The 16,016-nt window shown below is 62.7% G+C and carries 13 protein-coding genes; 9 read left to right on the top strand and 4 right to left on the bottom strand.

The window, feature by feature from the left end:
- Window positions 1-35: 35 nt before the first annotated feature.
- The 4 genes from LMJ30_RS08850 to map are packed head-to-tail and all read right to left on the bottom strand — an operon-like array spanning window position 36 to window position 5,864.
- Window positions 36-1,649, bottom strand: coding sequence for a M28 family peptidase (locus LMJ30_RS08850; RefSeq protein WP_229431976.1), 1,614 nt, complete (start codon window positions 1,647-1,649; stop codon window positions 36-38).
- A 25-nt stretch (window positions 1,650-1,674) separates the two neighbouring features.
- Entirely contained in the window at window positions 1,675-2,421 is a 747-nt protein-coding gene (locus LMJ30_RS08845) for a pseudouridine synthase (RefSeq protein WP_229431975.1), read from the bottom strand.
- A gap of 27 nt (window positions 2,422-2,448) precedes the next feature.
- The gene (locus tag LMJ30_RS08840; RefSeq protein WP_229431974.1) at window positions 2,449-5,031 is read right to left on the bottom strand and encodes a [protein-PII] uridylyltransferase; all 2,583 of its coding nucleotides are present in this window, start codon (window positions 5,029-5,031) and stop codon (window positions 2,449-2,451) included.
- A 5-nt stretch (window positions 5,032-5,036) separates the two neighbouring features.
- Window positions 5,037-5,864, bottom strand: coding sequence for a type I methionyl aminopeptidase (map, locus tag LMJ30_RS08835; RefSeq protein ID WP_229431973.1), 828 nt, complete (start codon window positions 5,862-5,864; stop codon window positions 5,037-5,039).
- A gap of 292 nt (window positions 5,865-6,156) precedes the next feature.
- Here map and rpsB point away from each other — a divergent pair, with 292 nt between their 5' ends.
- The 9 genes from rpsB (at window position 6,157) to bamA (ending at window position 15,982) form a co-directional block, all read left to right on the top strand.
- Window positions 6,157-6,903 (top strand): 30S ribosomal protein S2, encoded by a 747-nt coding sequence (gene rpsB, locus LMJ30_RS08830; protein WP_229431972.1) that lies wholly within the window; start codon window positions 6,157-6,159, stop codon window positions 6,901-6,903.
- 96 nt (window positions 6,904-6,999) lie between these two features.
- Entirely contained in the window at window positions 7,000-7,908 is a 909-nt protein-coding gene (gene tsf / locus LMJ30_RS08825) for a translation elongation factor Ts (RefSeq protein ID WP_229431971.1), read from the top strand.
- Between the two features lie 136 nt (window positions 7,909-8,044).
- On the top strand, window positions 8,045-8,761 hold the full coding sequence (gene pyrH / locus LMJ30_RS08820) for a UMP kinase (protein WP_229431970.1): 717 nt from the start codon (window positions 8,045-8,047) through the stop codon (window positions 8,759-8,761).
- Between the two features lie 40 nt (window positions 8,762-8,801).
- A complete protein-coding gene (gene frr, locus LMJ30_RS08815; protein ID WP_229431969.1) occupies window positions 8,802-9,362 on the top strand; it encodes a ribosome recycling factor in 561 nt (186 codons plus the stop codon).
- Window positions 9,363-9,469: 107 nt separating this feature from the next.
- Window positions 9,470-10,222: a polyprenyl diphosphate synthase gene (gene uppS, locus LMJ30_RS08810; RefSeq protein WP_229431968.1), complete on the top strand. Its 753-nt coding sequence runs from the start codon at window positions 9,470-9,472 to the stop codon at window positions 10,220-10,222.
- A complete protein-coding gene (locus tag LMJ30_RS08805) occupies window positions 10,222-11,052 on the top strand; it encodes a phosphatidate cytidylyltransferase (protein WP_229431967.1) in 831 nt (276 codons plus the stop codon). The genes uppS and LMJ30_RS08805 overlap by 1 nt, the downstream gene beginning before the upstream one ends.
- 11 nt (window positions 11,053-11,063) lie before the next feature.
- Window positions 11,064-12,245, top strand: a complete 1,182-nt coding sequence (gene ispC, locus LMJ30_RS08800; protein ID WP_229431966.1) for a 1-deoxy-D-xylulose-5-phosphate reductoisomerase — start codon at window positions 11,064-11,066, stop codon at window positions 12,243-12,245.
- Window positions 12,242-13,582 (top strand): RIP metalloprotease RseP, encoded by a 1,341-nt coding sequence (rseP, locus tag LMJ30_RS08795; protein ID WP_229431965.1) that lies wholly within the window; start codon window positions 12,242-12,244, stop codon window positions 13,580-13,582. The genes ispC and rseP overlap by 4 nt, the downstream gene beginning before the upstream one ends.
- Window positions 13,583-13,645: 63 nt before the next feature.
- On the top strand, window positions 13,646-15,982 hold the full coding sequence (gene bamA, locus LMJ30_RS08790) for an outer membrane protein assembly factor BamA (RefSeq protein WP_229431964.1): 2,337 nt from the start codon (window positions 13,646-13,648) through the stop codon (window positions 15,980-15,982).
- The last annotated feature ends 34 nt before the right edge of the window (window positions 15,983-16,016 follow it).

Below are 16,016 nucleotides of genomic sequence, written 5' to 3'. Positions count from 1 at the left end.
ACATCCAGAAAAAAGAGGCGTGACGCGCGCGGGTGTCAGCGCTTCACTTCCCCAAACGCTTCACCTTTATTCCACGTCGGCATTGCCGACGCGTTCGCCACCTCGTAGCCGAGGTTCAGCGTGAACTGCGCCTGCTGCACCATGCCCGACAGGTTCCACGCCGGGTTGTATTCGTCGCTGACCTGGTGGTAGTGCTTGGTGAAGCCGACCATCTTCTGGCTAGACGCCGAGTGGTCGTGCTCGAAGTCGAACGAGCCGTCGCCCGAGAACACGGCCGAACCGACATTGAACGCCGGGATGCCGGCCTTGGCGAACGCAAAGTGGTCGGCGCGGAAGAAGGCGCCGCCCAGGTCCGGCACGGTCGGCGCCAGGCGCAGGCCCATCGCCTTTGCTACCTTGGCCGCGCTGGCGTGCAGGCTGCTGCGCTCCGAACCAGCCACGCCGATATCGCGCGTGCGGCCAACGAAATTCAGGCTGTCGAGGTTCAGGTCCGCTGCGGTTTTCGCCAATGGCCAGATCGGGTTGCGGGTGTACCCGGTGGCACCGATCAGGCCCTGTTCCTCGGCCGCCGTCCACAGGAAGATCTGCGTGCGCTTGGCTGGCTTGGCGACTGCCGCCTGTGCCATGGCCAGCAGGGCAGCGCTGCCCGATGCATTGTCGATGGCGCCGTTCCAGATGTGGTCGGGCTGGCCCGGCACTTCCAGCTTGCCGAGGTGGTCCCAGTGCGACGAGTAGATTACCGCCTGGTCCTTCAGCTTCGGATCGGTGCCCGGCACGATGCCGGCCACATTGGTTTCTTCGATGTTGCGGTGCTTGCTGTCGATGGCCACCGTGGCCTTCGCGTTCAGGTCCACCGGCTTGAAGCCGCGCACTTCCGCTTTCGCGCGCAGTGCGTCAAGGTCATGTCCGCCGGCCGCGAACAGGGTGCGCGCCATGTCTTCGGTGATCCAGCCTTGCATCGCATTGCCTTTGCCGGCGAGGCGGAACTGTTCGCGGGCGAAGCCGTTGGCGGGTACGCTCCATGGGTACGAGGCCGATTCCGTCGTGTGAATCAGCAGCACGCCGGCCGCGCCCTGGCGTACGGCTTCTTCGAACTTGTAGATCCAGCGGCCGTACCAGGTCAGCGACTTGCCGCCGAAGCGGTTCGGTTCCGCGACGGTCGGCTTCGGGTCGTTGACCATCATGACCACGACCTTGCCCTTGACGTCGGCGCCGGCGAAGTCATTCCACTTTTCGCCCGGCGCATCGATGCCGTAGCCAACGAAGACCATCGGCGCCTCGAAGCGCGTCTCAGGCGCGTCGTTCGCGTTGCCGAACACGATGTCCTTGCCCAGCACGGGGGCAATGGCCTTGCCGCGGGCCTCGAATTTCACCACGCTCGTTGGCAGCGTTTTGCTGCCAACGATCTTGACCGGCTGGCGGTAGCTGTTGCCCACCGCAGGCTTGAGGCCAATGATGGCGGCCTGCGTTTCAAGGTACTTGACGGCGAGTTCTCCGCCGCGCTGGCCGGTTCCGCGGCCTTCGAGCAGGTCGTCGGCGAGGAAGGCCAGGTGGGCGCGCAGCGGCGCTTCGGTGACGGTTTGGGCAGCAGCGATAGCCGCATGGCTGGCCAGGATTACGCCGGCAGCAAGTACAGGGAATTTACGCATCAAGTCTCCGAATCTAAAACGGGAATCAAAACTGTTCGTCTGGTCGCAGGTAGCGCCATTTACCGACCGGCAGGTCGCCCAGCTTGACCTTGCCGATGCGGACGCGCTTCAGGCCGACCACCTTGAGGCCCACCATGTCGCACATGCGGCGGATCTGGCGCTTCTTGCCCTCCTTGAGGGTGAAGCTCAGCTGGTCGTCGTTCTGCCAGCGCACCTTGGCCGGCAGCAGCGGCTTGCCGTCCATCCAAAGGCCGAAGCACAGCTTCTTCAGGTCGGACTCGGGCAGCTTGCCTTCCTTGGTGTACTCGACGCGCACCAGGTATTCTTTTTCGACGGTGGTGGTCTCGCCGATCAGCGTCTTGGCCACGCGCCCGTCCTGGGTCAGGATCAACAGGCCCACCGAGTCGATGTCGAGCCGGCCCGCAGGCACGAGGCTACGCAGCTGGGTTGGGTGGAACTGCTCGGGCGATGGATCGTCTTCCCAGCGGTTCTCCGGCTTGATCAGCGCGACCGCCGGCGTGTAGCCGTCTTCGGCCTGGCCACTGACATAGCCCATCGGCTTGTTGATCAGGATGGTCACGCGCTTGGACTGCTCCGCCGCGGCCTGGCGTTCAACAGTGATCTTCTGGTGCGGCAGTACCTTGCTGCCCAGTTCCGACACCACCTGGCCATCGACGCGCACCCAGCCGCGGGCGATCCATTCATCTGCTTCGCGGCGCGAAGAAAGCCCGAGTTCGGACATGCGTTTCGAAAGGCGTACTAATTCAGTCATCGTGTTCTTTACTTTTGGAGTGCTTGTTTAAACTTTGAGGGCGTCGAGCAGGTCGGTCTCAAGCTGGATCTGGTTGCGCGCGTTGTTGAGTACCGCGCCGTCGATGAGGAAGACGTCTTCCACCCGCTCGCCGAGGGTCATGATCTTGGCCGTGTGGACGTTGATGCGGTAGCGCGTGAGCACGTTGGCAATCGAGTACAACAGGCCGGTGCGGTCGTTGGCGGCAATCGACAGCAGGTAGTACTGGCCACGCTCGTCGGGCCGCAGGTCGACAGTCGGGGCAATCGGGAAGGTGCGCGACAGCCGTGACAGCCGTCCGCGCGACGGCGCCGGCAGCGGCGTCTGGGACACCAGCAGGTCGCAGATTTCGTGCTCGATCAGGTTGATGATGTCGCGGTAGCTCTTGGCGAAATTCTGCTCGGTGACGAGGAAGGTGTCGAGCGCGTAGCCGTGCCGCGTGGTGTGGATCTTGGCATCGAGGATGCTGAAGTTCTTGCGGTCGAAGTAGCTGCAGATGCGCGCGAACAGGTCGGGCTGGTCCTTCACGTACACCGTCACCTGCAGGCCCTCGCCAATTGGCGCCAGGCGGCACTTGACCACCGGCCGCTCGCTGTCGATGCGGTCGTACAGCGACCGAGTTTGCCAGGCGATGTCGGAGGCGTCGTGGCGCAGGAAGTAGGCCATGTCCAGCTGCGCCCACAGGGCTTCGTGCGCGTCGGGCGCAAGGCCGAACAGGCGCAGGGTGGCCATTGCTTCGACCTGGCGGTTCTTCAGCTCACGGTCGGCCGACGGCGGTTCGCCGCCCAGCACGCGCAGCGTGATGCGGTACAGGTCTTCCAGCAGCTTGGCCTTCCATGCGTTCCATACCTTCGGGCTGGTGCCGCGGATGTCGGCGACAGTCAGCAGGTACAGCGCGGTCAGGTGGCGCTCATCTTTGACAAGGTTGGCAAAGGCCTGGATGACGTCGGGGTCCGACATGTCCTGCTTTTGCGCGACGGTCGACATCACCAGGTGCTCGCGTACCAGGAAGGCCACCAGCTCGGTGTCTTCCGCGCTGAGGCCATGCTCTTCGCAGAACTGCACCGCATCGGCGACGCCGAGGATCGAGTGGTCGCCGCCGCGTCCCTTGGCGATGTCGTGGAACAGCGCCGCGACGTACAGCAGCCATGAGCGCGGGAAGTTGGCGATCAGCTGGCTGCAGAAAGGGTATTCATGGGCGTGTTCGGTCATCGTGAAGCGGCGCATATTCCGCACCACCATCATGATGTGCTGGTCCACCGTGTAGACGTGGAACAGGTCGTGCTGCATCTGGCCGATGATCGGCCGGAAGCTTGGCAGGTAGCGTCCCAGCACGCCGGTGTCGTTCAGGCGGCGCAGCGCGTGCACCAGGCCGACCGGCGCCTGCAGGATGCGCAGGAAATTGGCGCGGTTGACCGGGTCGGCGCGGAACTCGGCGTCGATCAGCGAGCGAGCGTGCCACAGCGCGCGCATGGTCCGCGCCGTCATGCCCTTCAGGTGGGGCCGCTCGGTCATCAGCACGAACATCTCAAGGATGGAGGAGGGCGTCGTCTCGAAGGTATTGTCGTCGGTGATGTCGATGAAGCCGCCGACGTCGTCGAAGCGCTCGTTGATCGCTTCAGGCACCGAGTCCTGGGGGAACAGCTGGGCCTCGATGTTCTGCAGCAGGATGGTATTGAGCTGCGTGACTGTCTTGGCGGCCCAGTAGTAGCGCTGCATCAGGTATTCGCTGGCGCGGCGCACGTGGGCGCCTTCGCCGGTCGTCTTCAGGCCGAAGGTTTCGGCGATCGGGGTCTGCAGGTCGAACAGCAGGCGGTCTTCGCGGCGGTTGGCTTGCAGGTGCAGGCGGATGCGGATGTCCTTGAAGGCGCTTTCCTTCTCCATCAGCTGGCGCGCCTCGGTCTGGGTAATCAGGCCGCGCAAGGCCAGCTGGCCCCACGAATTGGCAAGCCCCGCCGCCTTGGCGACCCACAGGATCGCCTGCAGGTCGCGCAGGCCGCCCGGGCTCTCCTTGCAGTTCGGCTCCAGGCTGAAGGCGGTGTCTTCGTACTTGGCGTGGCGCAGGCGCATCTCGGCCATCTTGGCCTGGAAGAAGGCTTGCGCGTCCATCGCTTCGCTGTAGCGCTGCTGGAGTTCTTCGAAGACGGCGGCGCCGCCCGTGATCAGGCGCGCTTCCAGCAGGCTGGTTTGGACGGTGATGTCGGCCTCGGATTCGACCAGGCACTCGTCGACGGTGCGGATGCTGTGGCCAATCTCCAGCCCAAGGTCCCAGAGCAGCTGTACCAGGCCTTCAAGGCGGGCCTGGGTCAGCGCGTTGGCCGGTTCGGCCAGGAGGATCAGCAGGTCGACGTCGGAAAACGGGAAAAGCTCGCCGCGGCCATAGCCGCCCACGCCGACCAGTGCGGCCTCGGGCGGCAGGCCGGAGGCGTTCCACGCTTCGGTGAGGACCGCGTCGACGCTCTGGCGCAGGCTGCGCAGTAGCTTTTCGGGCTTGTTGTCTTCCCTGAACGCGGCGATAAGCTGCGCGCGGTCCGCCTTCAGCCTTTGCTTAAGCAGGTCGCGCGTTTCGCTCTTGTGCACCGCCGCTGGCATGGCTTTTACGCCGCTACCGCTTGCGCCGGGGCGTTGATAATGGCTGGCGGAGGAGGCGTACCGGCCGACTGGGTCAGCACTTCATAGCCCGTTTCGGTTACCAGGATGGTGTGTTCCCACTGCGCCGACAGGCTGCGGTCCTTGGTTTTGATGGTCCAGCCATCGCCCATTTCGCGGATGTCGCGGCGGCCGGCGTTGATCATCGGCTCGATCGTGAAGATCATGCCCGCTTCGAGCTTTTCCAGCGTGCCCGGGCGGCCGTAGTGCAGCACCTGCGGCTCTTCGTGGAACACCTTGCCGATGCCGTGGCCGCAGAATTCGCGCACCACGCTGTAGCCGTTCTTTTCGGCGTGCTGCTGGATCACGTGGCCGATGTCGCCCAGGTGAGCGCCAGGACGGACCTTGGAAATGCCGAGCCACATGCACTCGTAGGTCACTTCGGACAGGCGGCGCGCCAGGATCGACGGTTCGCCGATGAAGAACATGCGGCTGTTGTCGCCGTGGTAGCCGTCCTTGATGACGGTGATGTCGAGGTTGACCACGTCGCCGTTCTTGAGGACCTTGTCGCCCGGGATGCCATGGCATATCACGTCGTTGACCGAGGTGCAGATGGCCTTCGGGTACGGGGTGTAGCCGGGCGGGCAGTAGTTCAGCGGCGCCGGCACGGTACCCTGCACGTTGACCATGTATTCGTGGCACAGGCGATCGAGTTCGCCGGTGGTGACGCCGTTCTTGACGAAGGGAGTGATGTAATCGAGGACTTCGGAAGCAAGGCGGCCAGCGAGGCGCATGCCTTCGATTTCTTCGGGGGTTTTGATGGAAATGGTGGACATAAGGGTCGCAATCGACAAAAAGCGGTTAAATCGGGAATGAGCACATTATAAGTGATCGTAGGGCATCAGGTAGGCTGCATGGTGGAAAAGCGGGAACCGCCCGAAGGGGCATATGCATGTCCTTCACTGCACGCGGTACTTGAAAACATGTCCAAAACCGGCTAGAATCTCGGGTTGCTTGATTTACGTTTTCAGGCAATGTTGTCAAAATACTTGTTAAATCGCGAATCCGGCCTCAAAGGGTGCCCTCGAGGTGACTGGCCGGATTCCAGACCCAACCCTGGAGAATTACATGTCCGTAACAATGCGTGAAATGCTGGAAGCCGGTGTCCACTTCGGTCACCAAACCCGTTTCTGGAACCCAAAGATGGCTCCTTTCATCTTCGGCCACCGCAACAAGATCCATATCATCAACTTGGAAAAGACGATGGGTATGTATCAGGAAGCAATGAAGACCATCAAGCAGATCTCCGCTAACCGCGGCACGATCCTGATGGTTGGTACCAAGCGCCAGGCTCGCGACATCATCGCTGCTGAAGCTGCTCGTGCTGGCGTTCCTTTCGTTGACCAGCGCTGGCTGGGCGGCATGCTGACCAACTTCAAGACGATCAAGACCTCGATCAAGCGCCTGAAGGACATGGAAGCTGCAATCGAAGACGGTTCGGCTGAGAAGCTGTCGAAGAAAGAAAACCTGATGTTCCAGCGCGAAATGGTCAAGCTGCAGAAGGCCATCGGCGGCATCAAGGACATGGGCGGCGTTCCTGACGCTATCTTCGTCGTCGACGTCGGCTACCACAAGGGCGCGATCACCGAAGCTGGCAAGCTGGGCATCCCAGTCATCGGCGTGGTTGATACCAACCACTCGCCAGAAGGCGTGACCCACGTTATCCCAGGTAACGATGACTCCTCGAAGGCAATCACCCTGTACGCCCGCGGCGTAGCTGACGCGATCCTCGAAGGCCGCGCTAACGCGACCAACGAAGTCGTTCAGATGGCTAAGTCGTCGGACGAGTTCGTCGAAGTTTCCGAGCAGGCATAACTGGCGGCAGGGCAACCTGCTGATCACGTAGAAAAAGGGGTGGCATCAGCTCCCCCTTTTTTTTAAACAGAATACGTAACAATTTAGGAGAATCTTATGGCAGCGATTACTGCAGCAATGGTTGGCGAACTGCGCGCCAAGACCGATGCGCCGATGATGGAATGCAAAAAAGCACTGACCGAAGCCGAAGGCGACATGGGCCGTGCGGAAGAGATCCTGCGCGTCAAGCTGGGCGGCAAGGCATCGAAAGCGTCGGCACGAATCACCGCGGAAGGCGTGGTAGCATCTTACATCAGCGGCAATGTTGGCGCCCTGGTCGAAGTAAACAGCGAGACCGACTTCGTTGCCAAGAACGACGACTTCCTGGCACTGGCAGCAAACGCAGCCAAGCTGGTCGCCGAGCACAACCCTGCTGACGTCGCAGCCCTGCTGGCGCTGCCGCTGGACGGCAAGACCCTGGACGAAGTGCGTTCCGCACTGATCGGTAAAATCGGCGAAAACATGTCGATCCGCCGCTTCCAGCGTTTCGAGACCACCGGCAAGCTCGCTTCGTACCTGCACGGCACCCGTATCGGCGTCATGGTAGAGTTCGAAGGCGCGGACGAACAGGTCGGCAAGGACGTGGCAATGCACATCGCTGCCATGAAGCCAGTTGCACTGTCGTCGAACGAAGTGCCAGCTGAACTGATCGAAAAAGAGCGTTCGGTTGCTGCACTGAAAGCACAGGAAGACGCTGACGCAGCTGCTGCCGCAGGCAAGCCAGCCCAGTCGCCGGAAATCCTGGCCAAGCGCCTCGAAGGTTCGGTACAGAAGTACCTGAAAGAGGTATCGCTGCTGAACCAGGCGTTCGTCAAGAACGACAAGCAGTCGATCGAACAGATGCTGAAAGAAAAGAACACCACCGTGAAAGCGTTCACGATGTATGTTGTTGGCGAAGGCATCGAGAAGAAGCAGGACGATTTCGCGGCAGAAGTTGCTGCGCAAATGGCTGCTTCGAAGCAGTAAGTTTGGAAAGCGGGCCGGAAGGCCCGTTTTTTTAACTCATGCCACCTGCCAGCACTGGCGGGTGAGGCCTGGATGGCGGCCTTGACTGCCGCTGCGGGCCGGACCCGAATAAAACCGTCATTTTAGGAGCCCACACATGTCAAAACCAGCCTACAAACGCGTACTCCTGAAACTGTCTGGCGAAGCTCTGATGGGTGATGATGCCTATGGCATCAACCGCGCAACGATCGAGCGCATGGTCGCCGACGTGGCGGAAGTGGCGAAAGCGGGCGTAGAACTGGCAGTGGTCATCGGCGGCGGCAACATCTTCCGCGGCGTCGCGCCTGGCGCGCAGGGTATGGACCGCGCCACCGCCGACTACATGGGCATGCTGGCCACCGTGATGAACGCGCTGGCACTGGCCGACGCGATGCGCCACGTGGGCATCACCGCGCGCGTGATGTCGGCGATCGGCATCGAGCAGGTCGTCGAGCCGTACGTGCGCCCGAAGGCGCTGCAGTACCTGGAAGAGGGCAAGGTCGTCATCTTCGCCGCCGGCACCGGCAACCCGTTCTTCACCACCGATACCGCCGCCGCGCTGCGCGGCTCCGAGATCGGCGCCGAGATCGTCCTCAAGGCAACCAAGGTCGATGGCGTATATACTGCCGATCCAAAGAAGGACCCGGGCGCCACCCGCTACGAGTCGATCAACTTCGACGAAGCGATCGCCAAGCACTTGCAGGTGATGGACGCCACCGCGTTCGCGCTGTGCCGCGACCAGAAGCTGCCAATCAAGGTCTTCTCGATCGTCAAGCCGGGCGCGCTGATGCGCGTCGTGATGGGCGAAGACGAAGGCACGCTGGTACACGTTTAAGAAGCAACCAAACAATAATCACCGAATACAGGAGAGCAGCATGACTATCGCTGACGTTAAGAAGAGCGCGCAAGACCGCATGAACAAGTCGATCGAGACCCTCAAGGCCGACCTGGCCAAGGTCCGCACCGGCCGTGCCCACACCGGTATCCTCGACCACATCATGGTCGAATACTACGGTTCGCCGACCGCGCTGAGCCAGGTCGCCAACCTGACCCTGGTCGACGCCCGCACCATCGGCGTGCAGCCGTTCGAAAAGAAGATGGCCAGCACCATCGAAAAGGCGATCCGCGACTCCGACCTGGGCCTGAACCCATCGTCGCAGGGCGACATGATCCGCGTGCCGACCCCGGCGCTGACCGAAGAGCGCCGCAAGGAGATGGTCAAGCTGTGCAAGGGCGAAGCGGAAGACGCCAAGATCGCCGTGCGTAACATCCGCCGCGACGCTAACGAATCGCTCAAGAAGCTGGTGAAGGACAAGGCCATCTCCGAAGACGAAGAGCGCCGCGCATCGGACGAGATCCAGAAGCTGACCGACAAGTTCGTCGTCGAGATCGACAAGACCGTCGCCGAAAAAGAGAAAGAAGTCCTGACCGTGTAATAATCGCATGTTGGCGGTTCGTACCCCGGTCGGGTCGCCTTGACGCATGCTCGGCGGATGCGCTCTTTGAGCTTATCCGCCCTACGTTTTTTTTGGCCCCAGGATCTATGATTTTCAAAAGTTCGACGACAGCTGTCCCTGAAGTGGCGAAAATGCCGCGCCACGTTGCCATCATCATGGACGGCAACGGCCGCTGGGCGACCAAACGCTTCATGCCGCGCGTGGCCGGTCATGTCAAGGGCGTCGAAGCCGTGCGCGGCGTCGTGGAAGCCTGCGCGCTGCGCGGCATCGAGTACCTGACCCTGTTCGCCTTCTCGTCCGAGAACTGGCGCCGTCCCGAAGAAGAAGTGTCGCTGCTGATGCGCCTTTTTGTCACGGCGCTGGAACGCGAAGTGTCGAAGATGCACGCAAATAACATCCGCCTGAAGGTGGTCGGCGACCTGTCGCGCTTCGACGTCAAGCTGCAGGAGATGATCGCCGCAGCCGAACGCCGCACCGCCAACAACACCCGCCTGACCGTCACCGTCTGCGCCAACTACGGCGGCCGCTGGGACATCATGCAGGCCACCGGCAAGATGGTCGCCGCCCACCCTGGCGCCACCGAATTTACCGAAGAACAGCTAGCCGAGCACCTGGCCATGGCCTACGCGCCCGAGCCCGACCTGTTCATCCGTACCGGCGGCGAAGAGCGTATTTCCAACTTCCTGCTGTGGCAGCTCGCCTACTCGGAGCTGTACTTCACCGATACCTACTGGCCCGACTTCGACGTCGATGCGCTCGACGCCGCCATCGCGTCGTACCAGGCGCGCGAACGCCGCTTCGGCCGCACCGGCGACCAACTGGCGGGAGAGAGCGCATAATGCTGAAAACCCGCGTCATCACCGCCGTCATCTTGCTCGTCGCGCTGCTCGGCGTCCTGTTCGGCGGCTACTATCCGCTGTTCGCCGCCGCCATCGTGCTGTTCCTGGTCGCCGCAGTGTGGGAAGCCTTCCAGCTTTTCGGTTCGTCGAAAAAGCAGGCTTTCGCCATTGCGCTGTTCTGGGGCGCCGCCTTTGCCTACACCTTCCTGTTCCAGTCCAACCAGTCGACCCAATTCTGGTTTGCGCTGTGCGCCGCCATCTGGCTGGTGCGCTTCGTGCCTGCGCTCGGCCATGGCCTGCCGCCGCCGCAAGGCATCGGCAATACGCTGCTCGGCACCGTCTATGGCCTGTCGCTGGTCGGCTGCTTCGCCGCGATGGTGGTGTTCTACCAGCACTCGCCAATCTTCCTGCTGTCGGTGATGGCTCTTGTGTGGGTGGCCGATATCGGCGCCTACTTCTCGGGCAAAGCCTTCGGCAAGCGCAAGCTGGCGCCGTCCATCTCCCCGGGTAAATCATGGGAAGGTGCGATCGGCGGCGGCATCGCCGTGCTGCTGTTCTCCGCAGCGCTCATCCTGTCCGACAGCCCGATGGTGGCTGACACCTTCGTGGTCAAACTCCAGGCCGCGCGCGGCTGGCTTGCCGCCATGGCGATCCTGGTCGTCATCGTGGCCGCCAGCGTGGTCGGCGACCTGTTCGAATCGATGCTCAAGCGCCGCGCCGGCGTCAAGGACAGCAGCAATCTGCTGCCTGGCCACGGCGGCGTGCTCGATAGGATCGACGCACTGGTCCCGGTACTTCCATTCGCCGCGCTGATCGACGCCTGGCTCTGAAAAGGCGCACTATGCAAAGCATTACAATCCTTGGCGCGACCGGCTCGATCGGCGTGTCGACGCTGGACGTGCTCGCGCGTCACCCTGACAAGTACAAGGTCTTCGCACTGACCGCGCACGCAAAGGTCGACGAACTGGCCGCCCAGTGCGAGCAGTTCCGGCCAGCGCACGCCGTCGTTGGCAGCGCCGGGGCCGCGCAAAAACTGTCGCAGCTGCTGCGCGAAAAAGGCCTGCGCACCGAAGTCGCTTACGGCGAAGAAGCGCTGTGCGCAGTAGCCTCCAGCCCCAACACCGATACCGTGATGGCTGCCATCGTCGGCGCAGCCGGCCTGGCGCCAACCCTGGCCGCGGCCAGGGCGGGCAAGAAGATCCTGTTGGCGAACAAGGAAGCGCTGGTCATGTCCGGCCAGCTGTTCATGGACGCGGTCGAGCAGAACGGCGCGACGCTGCTGCCGATCGACAGCGAGCACAATGCGATCTTCCAGTCGCTGCCCCAGTCGTATGCGCGTTCACCGCGCGGCGCAGGTGTCGCCAAGATTTTGCTGACAGCCTCCGGCGGCCCGTTCCTGGCGCGCGCGGTTGAAACGCTCGACGCCGTGACGCCGGACCAGGCCTGCAAGCACCCGAACTGGGTCATGGGCCGCAAGATCTCGGTCGACTCGGCCACCATGATGAACAAGGGCCTCGAAGTGATCGAGGCGCACTGGCTGTTTGGCGCGCCGGCCAGCCAGATCGAGGTGGTGATCCATCCGCAAAGCGTGATCCATTCGATGGTGTCCTACATCGACGGTTCCGTGATCGCGGAGCTGGGCAACCCGGACATGCGCACCCCGATCGCCAACGCGCTGGCCTTCCCGGAGCGGATCGAGTCCGGGGTAGGGCAGCTTGACCTGACCGCCATCGGCACCCTGCAGTTTGAAAAGCCGGACTACCAGCGCTTCCCGTGCCTGGCGCTCGCTTTCGAAGCGCTTGAGGCGGGCGGCACCTCGCCGGCGCTGCTTAATGCCGCCAACGAAGTGGCTGTGCAGGCATTCCTCGAACACCGCATCGGTTTCCGCGACATCGACCGTGTCATCGCCCGGGTCATGCATGAAAACGACCACGGCGCGGCCAGCAGCATCGAGGCCGTCATGGCGCAGGACGCAAGGGCGCGCAGCGCCGCCGAAGCCATCATCTCAGGCATACAGCGATGAACTTCATCCAGACAGTGCTCGCGTTCTTGCTGGCACTGGGGCCGCTGATCATCTTCCATGAACTCGGCCACTACGCGGTTGCGCGGCTGTGCGGCGTGAAAGTGCTGCGCTTCTCGGTCGGCATGGGCAAGGTGGTGTGGTCGCGCCGCTTCGGCCGCGACCAGACCGAGTGGGCGGTGTCGGCGCTGCCGCTGGGCGGCTACGTCAAGATGCTCGACAGCCGCGACCCGGATGCGCCGCCCCTGGCTCCCGGCGACGAGCAGCACGAATTCACCCGCAAGAGCGTGTGGCGGCGCATCGCCATCGTGGCTGCCGGCCCGCTTGCCAACTTCATCCTCGCCATCGTGGTGTTTGCCGGCTTGTTCATGCACGGCATCGCCGAACCAGGCACCCGCATCCGCTTCATGGCTGAAACCACGCCAGCCTGGCAGGCCGGCCTGCGCGGCGGCGACCAGGTCGTCGCCGTCAATGGCGAGCCGGTTGGGGCCTGGTCCGAACTCAATTGGGAAGTCATTTCGTCTGCCCTCGACAAGCGCGACGTGCGCCTGGAAGTCGAGCGCCCGTCGCAGGGCCGCGTCGACGTGGAGCTGCCTGCCGCATCCTTCGATGGGCTCGACCCGGATGCCGACCTGCTAGGCGCGGTCGGCATCACGGTGGCGCGGCCGGCGCCTGTGCTGGGCAAAATCCTGCCGGGCGGCGCGGCCGAACGCGCGGGCCTGGAGACCGGCGACCTGGTGGTCGCGGTCGACGGCAAGCCAGTCCCCGACGGCATCGCCTTCATCGAAGCGCTGCGCCCGGCCGGCGGCCGCACCGTGCAGGTCGATGTGAACCGCGGCGGGCGGCTGTTTACGATTCCCGTGCTGCCCGAGCGCGACCCGGCAACCGGCCATGGCCGCATCAAGGCCGAAGTGGCGCTGGTGCCCGACATGGTGACCAACGCGTCGGGCCCGGTGGAGGCGCTGGGCAAGGCCGTTCGCAAGACCTGGGACACCAGCGCAATGACAGTCAAGATGATCGGCAAGATGATCACCGGCGAAGTCTCGCTGAAGAACGTCACCGGGCCGATCACGATTGCCGATTACGCGGGGCAGACCGCACGCATGGGCGTAGTGACCTTCCTGATCTTCATCGCCTCCATCAGCATCAGCCTTGGTGTGATGAATCTGTTACCAATTCCGGTTCTGGATGGTGGCCTTTTGCTGTATTATTCGCTGGAAGTTTTGACCGGCCGCCCCTTGCCGGAGCGGATCGCCGAATTTGCGCAGCGCGCTGGCGTCGCCATGCTGGTGATGCTGATGGCGCTAGCCGTCTTCAACGACGTGGCGCGGCTGCTGTAAAGCCCGCGCCTGCAACCTTTGAATAACGTATTGTGCCTATTGATCGACCCTTTGATTTAGCCGATGAAATTACAATCTGATCGTTTCGCATTGCCTTTCTTTCGCCGCAGCCTGATCGGCGCCGCCGTTGTGGTGCTGTGCGCCGGACCTGCTTTCGCAGTTGCCCCGTTCGTGGTCAAGGACATTCGCGTCGAAGGTATCCAGCGCACCGAAGCCGGCACCGTCTTCAGTTACCTGCCTGTCCGCGTCGGCGAAACCTTCAACGATGACAAGAGCATTGCCGCGATCAAGGCGTTGTACGCCACTGGCTTCTTCAAGGACGTCCGCCTCGAAGTCGACAACGGCGTGCTGGTCGTGCTGGTCGAGGAACGCCCGGCAATCGCCAAGGTCGACTTCACCGGCGCCAAGGAATTCGAAGAAGATATCCTGGTCAAGGCGCTGCGCGAAATCGGCGTCGGCGAAGCGAAGATCTTCGACAAGGCCTCGGTCGACCGCGCCGAGCAGGAGCTCAAGCGCCAGTACCTGTCGCACGGCCTGTATGGCGTGAAGATCACGACCACCATCACCCCGATCGAACGTAACCGCGTCACCGTCATGTTCAACATCGACGAAGGCGAAGTCGCGCGCATCAAGCAGATCAACATTGTCGGCAACAAGACCTTCTCGGACAAGGAACTGCGCCAGCAGCTGCAGCTCGATACGAGCGGCTGGTTCACCTGGTACAGCAAGGCCGACCAGTATTCGAAGACCAAGCTGACCGGCGACATCGAGGCGATCAAGTCGTTCTACCTGAACCGCGGCTACCTCGAAGCGAACGTCGAATCGACCCAGGTTTCGATCACGCCGGACAAGAAGGACATCTACCTGACCATCAACATCACCGAGGGCGAGAAGTACACTGTCTCGGGCGTGAAGGTCGAAGGCGAGATGTTCGGCCGCGAAGATGAAATCAAGTCGCTGATCCTGCTCAAGCCGGGCAAGGCCTACTCGGGCGAACTGCTCACCCTCAGCAACAAGCTGATCGCCGACCGCATGGGCACCTTCGGCTACGCGTTCGCCAACGTGAACGCCAACCCGGAACTGGACCGCGAAAAGCGCGAAGTCGCATTTACCTTCTTTGTCGATCCGGGCAAGCGCGCCTACGTGCGCCACATGAACATCGCCGGTAACACCGTCACCCGCGATGAAGTGATCCGCCGCGAGTTCCGCCAGTTTGAAGGTTCGTGGTACGACGCGAACAAGATCAAGATGTCGCGCGACCGCGTCGACCGCCTCGGCTACTTCAAGGACGTGACGATCGACACGCCGGAAGCGCAGGGCACGACCGACCAGGTCGACGTCAACCTGACCGTGGTTGAGAAGCCGACCGGTAACTTCATGATCGGCGGCGCGTTCTCGCAGGCCGAGAAGTTCACCTTCACGGCGTCGATCCAGCAGGCCAACTTCGCCGGCAGCGGCAACACCGTCGGCCTCGAGCTGAACACCAGCCGCTACCTGCGTACGATCGCGTTCTCGCACACCAATCCGTACTTCACGGACGACGGCGTATCGCGCTCGTTCGAACTGTACCTGCGCACCATGCGCCCGCCTGCGCTGAACATCGGCAGCTACACCGTCAAACAGACCGGCGGCCGCCTGTCGTTCGGTGTGCCGTTCTCCGAATACGATACCGTCTACTTCGGCGCCGGCCTGGAACGCACCCAGATCGAAACCGATATCACCAGCCCGACCCGCTTCAAGGAATACGTGCGCGACTTCGGCGATTCGCCGGACGGCATCGGCACGGCCACCACCAACGCCTTCCCGCTGACCGCAGCGTGGGGCCGCGACAGCCGCGACAGCGCGATCACGCCAACCCGCGGCCGCTACCAGCGCGCCAACCTCGAGGTTGACCTGTTCGGCGACGCCAAGTACTACCGCGCGGTGTACGAGCAGCAGTACTACAAGCCCCTCACCAGCATGGTTACCCTCGCGCTCAAGGGCGAGCTCGATTACGGCCATGGCCTGCGCGGTAACAAGTACCCGGTCTTCAAAAACTTCTACGGCGGCGGCATCGGTTCGGTGCGCGGCTATGTCAGCTCGTCGCTCGGTATCGTCGATCCGCTCACCTACGACGCCCTGGGCGGCGCGGTGCGCGTGATCGGTAACGCCGAACTGCAGATGCCATTCCCTGGCGGCGGTCCCGACCGCAGCCTGCGCTGGTTCGGCTTCCTCGACGCCGGCCAGGTCTACCAGGAAGGCCAGACCATCCGCGCCAATGAGCTGCGCTTCTCGACCGGCCTTGGCGTCAGCTGGATTTCGCCGGTGGGCCCGCTCAAGTTGAGTTATGCTAAGCCTTTGAACGCAAAGCCGGGCGACCGCCTGGAGCGCTTCCAGTTCCAGATGGGTACCGGGTTCTGATTTAGCGACGTTTCAATTCAGATTGCGGAGAACA

It is taken from the genome of Massilia agrisoli, from assembly GCF_020831365.1.
Lineage (GTDB): Bacteria > Pseudomonadota > Gammaproteobacteria > Burkholderiales > Burkholderiaceae_D > Telluria_A > Telluria_A agrisoli.
This window is presented reverse-complemented; position numbering and strand designations above follow the sequence as displayed.

Bases quoted from the DNA above. Each gene is read 5' to 3' on its own strand.
- LMJ30_RS08850 (WP_229431976.1), bottom strand. From the start codon at position 1,649: ATGCGTAAATTCCCTGTACTTGCTGCCGGCGTAATCCTGGCCAGCCAT.
- LMJ30_RS08845 (WP_229431975.1), bottom strand. From the start codon at position 2,421: ATGACTGAATTAGTACGCCTTTCGAAACGCATGTCCGAACTCGGGCTT.
- LMJ30_RS08840 (WP_229431974.1), bottom strand. From the start codon at position 5,031: ATGCCAGCGGCGGTGCACAAGAGCGAAACGCGCGACCTGCTTAAGCAA.
- map (WP_229431973.1), bottom strand. From the start codon at position 5,864: ATGTCCACCATTTCCATCAAAACCCCCGAAGAAATCGAAGGCATGCGC.
- rpsB (WP_229431972.1), top strand. From the start codon at position 6,157: ATGTCCGTAACAATGCGTGAAATGCTGGAAGCCGGTGTCCACTTCGGT.
- tsf (WP_229431971.1), top strand. From the start codon at position 7,000: ATGGCAGCGATTACTGCAGCAATGGTTGGCGAACTGCGCGCCAAGACC.
- pyrH (WP_229431970.1), top strand. From the start codon at position 8,045: ATGTCAAAACCAGCCTACAAACGCGTACTCCTGAAACTGTCTGGCGAA.
- frr (WP_229431969.1), top strand. From the start codon at position 8,802: ATGACTATCGCTGACGTTAAGAAGAGCGCGCAAGACCGCATGAACAAG.
- uppS (WP_229431968.1), top strand. From the start codon at position 9,470: ATGATTTTCAAAAGTTCGACGACAGCTGTCCCTGAAGTGGCGAAAATG.
- LMJ30_RS08805 (WP_229431967.1), top strand. From the start codon at position 10,222: ATGCTGAAAACCCGCGTCATCACCGCCGTCATCTTGCTCGTCGCGCTG.
- ispC (WP_229431966.1), top strand. From the start codon at position 11,064: ATGCAAAGCATTACAATCCTTGGCGCGACCGGCTCGATCGGCGTGTCG.
- rseP (WP_229431965.1), top strand. From the start codon at position 12,242: ATGAACTTCATCCAGACAGTGCTCGCGTTCTTGCTGGCACTGGGGCCG.
- bamA (WP_229431964.1), top strand. From the start codon at position 13,646: ATGAAATTACAATCTGATCGTTTCGCATTGCCTTTCTTTCGCCGCAGC.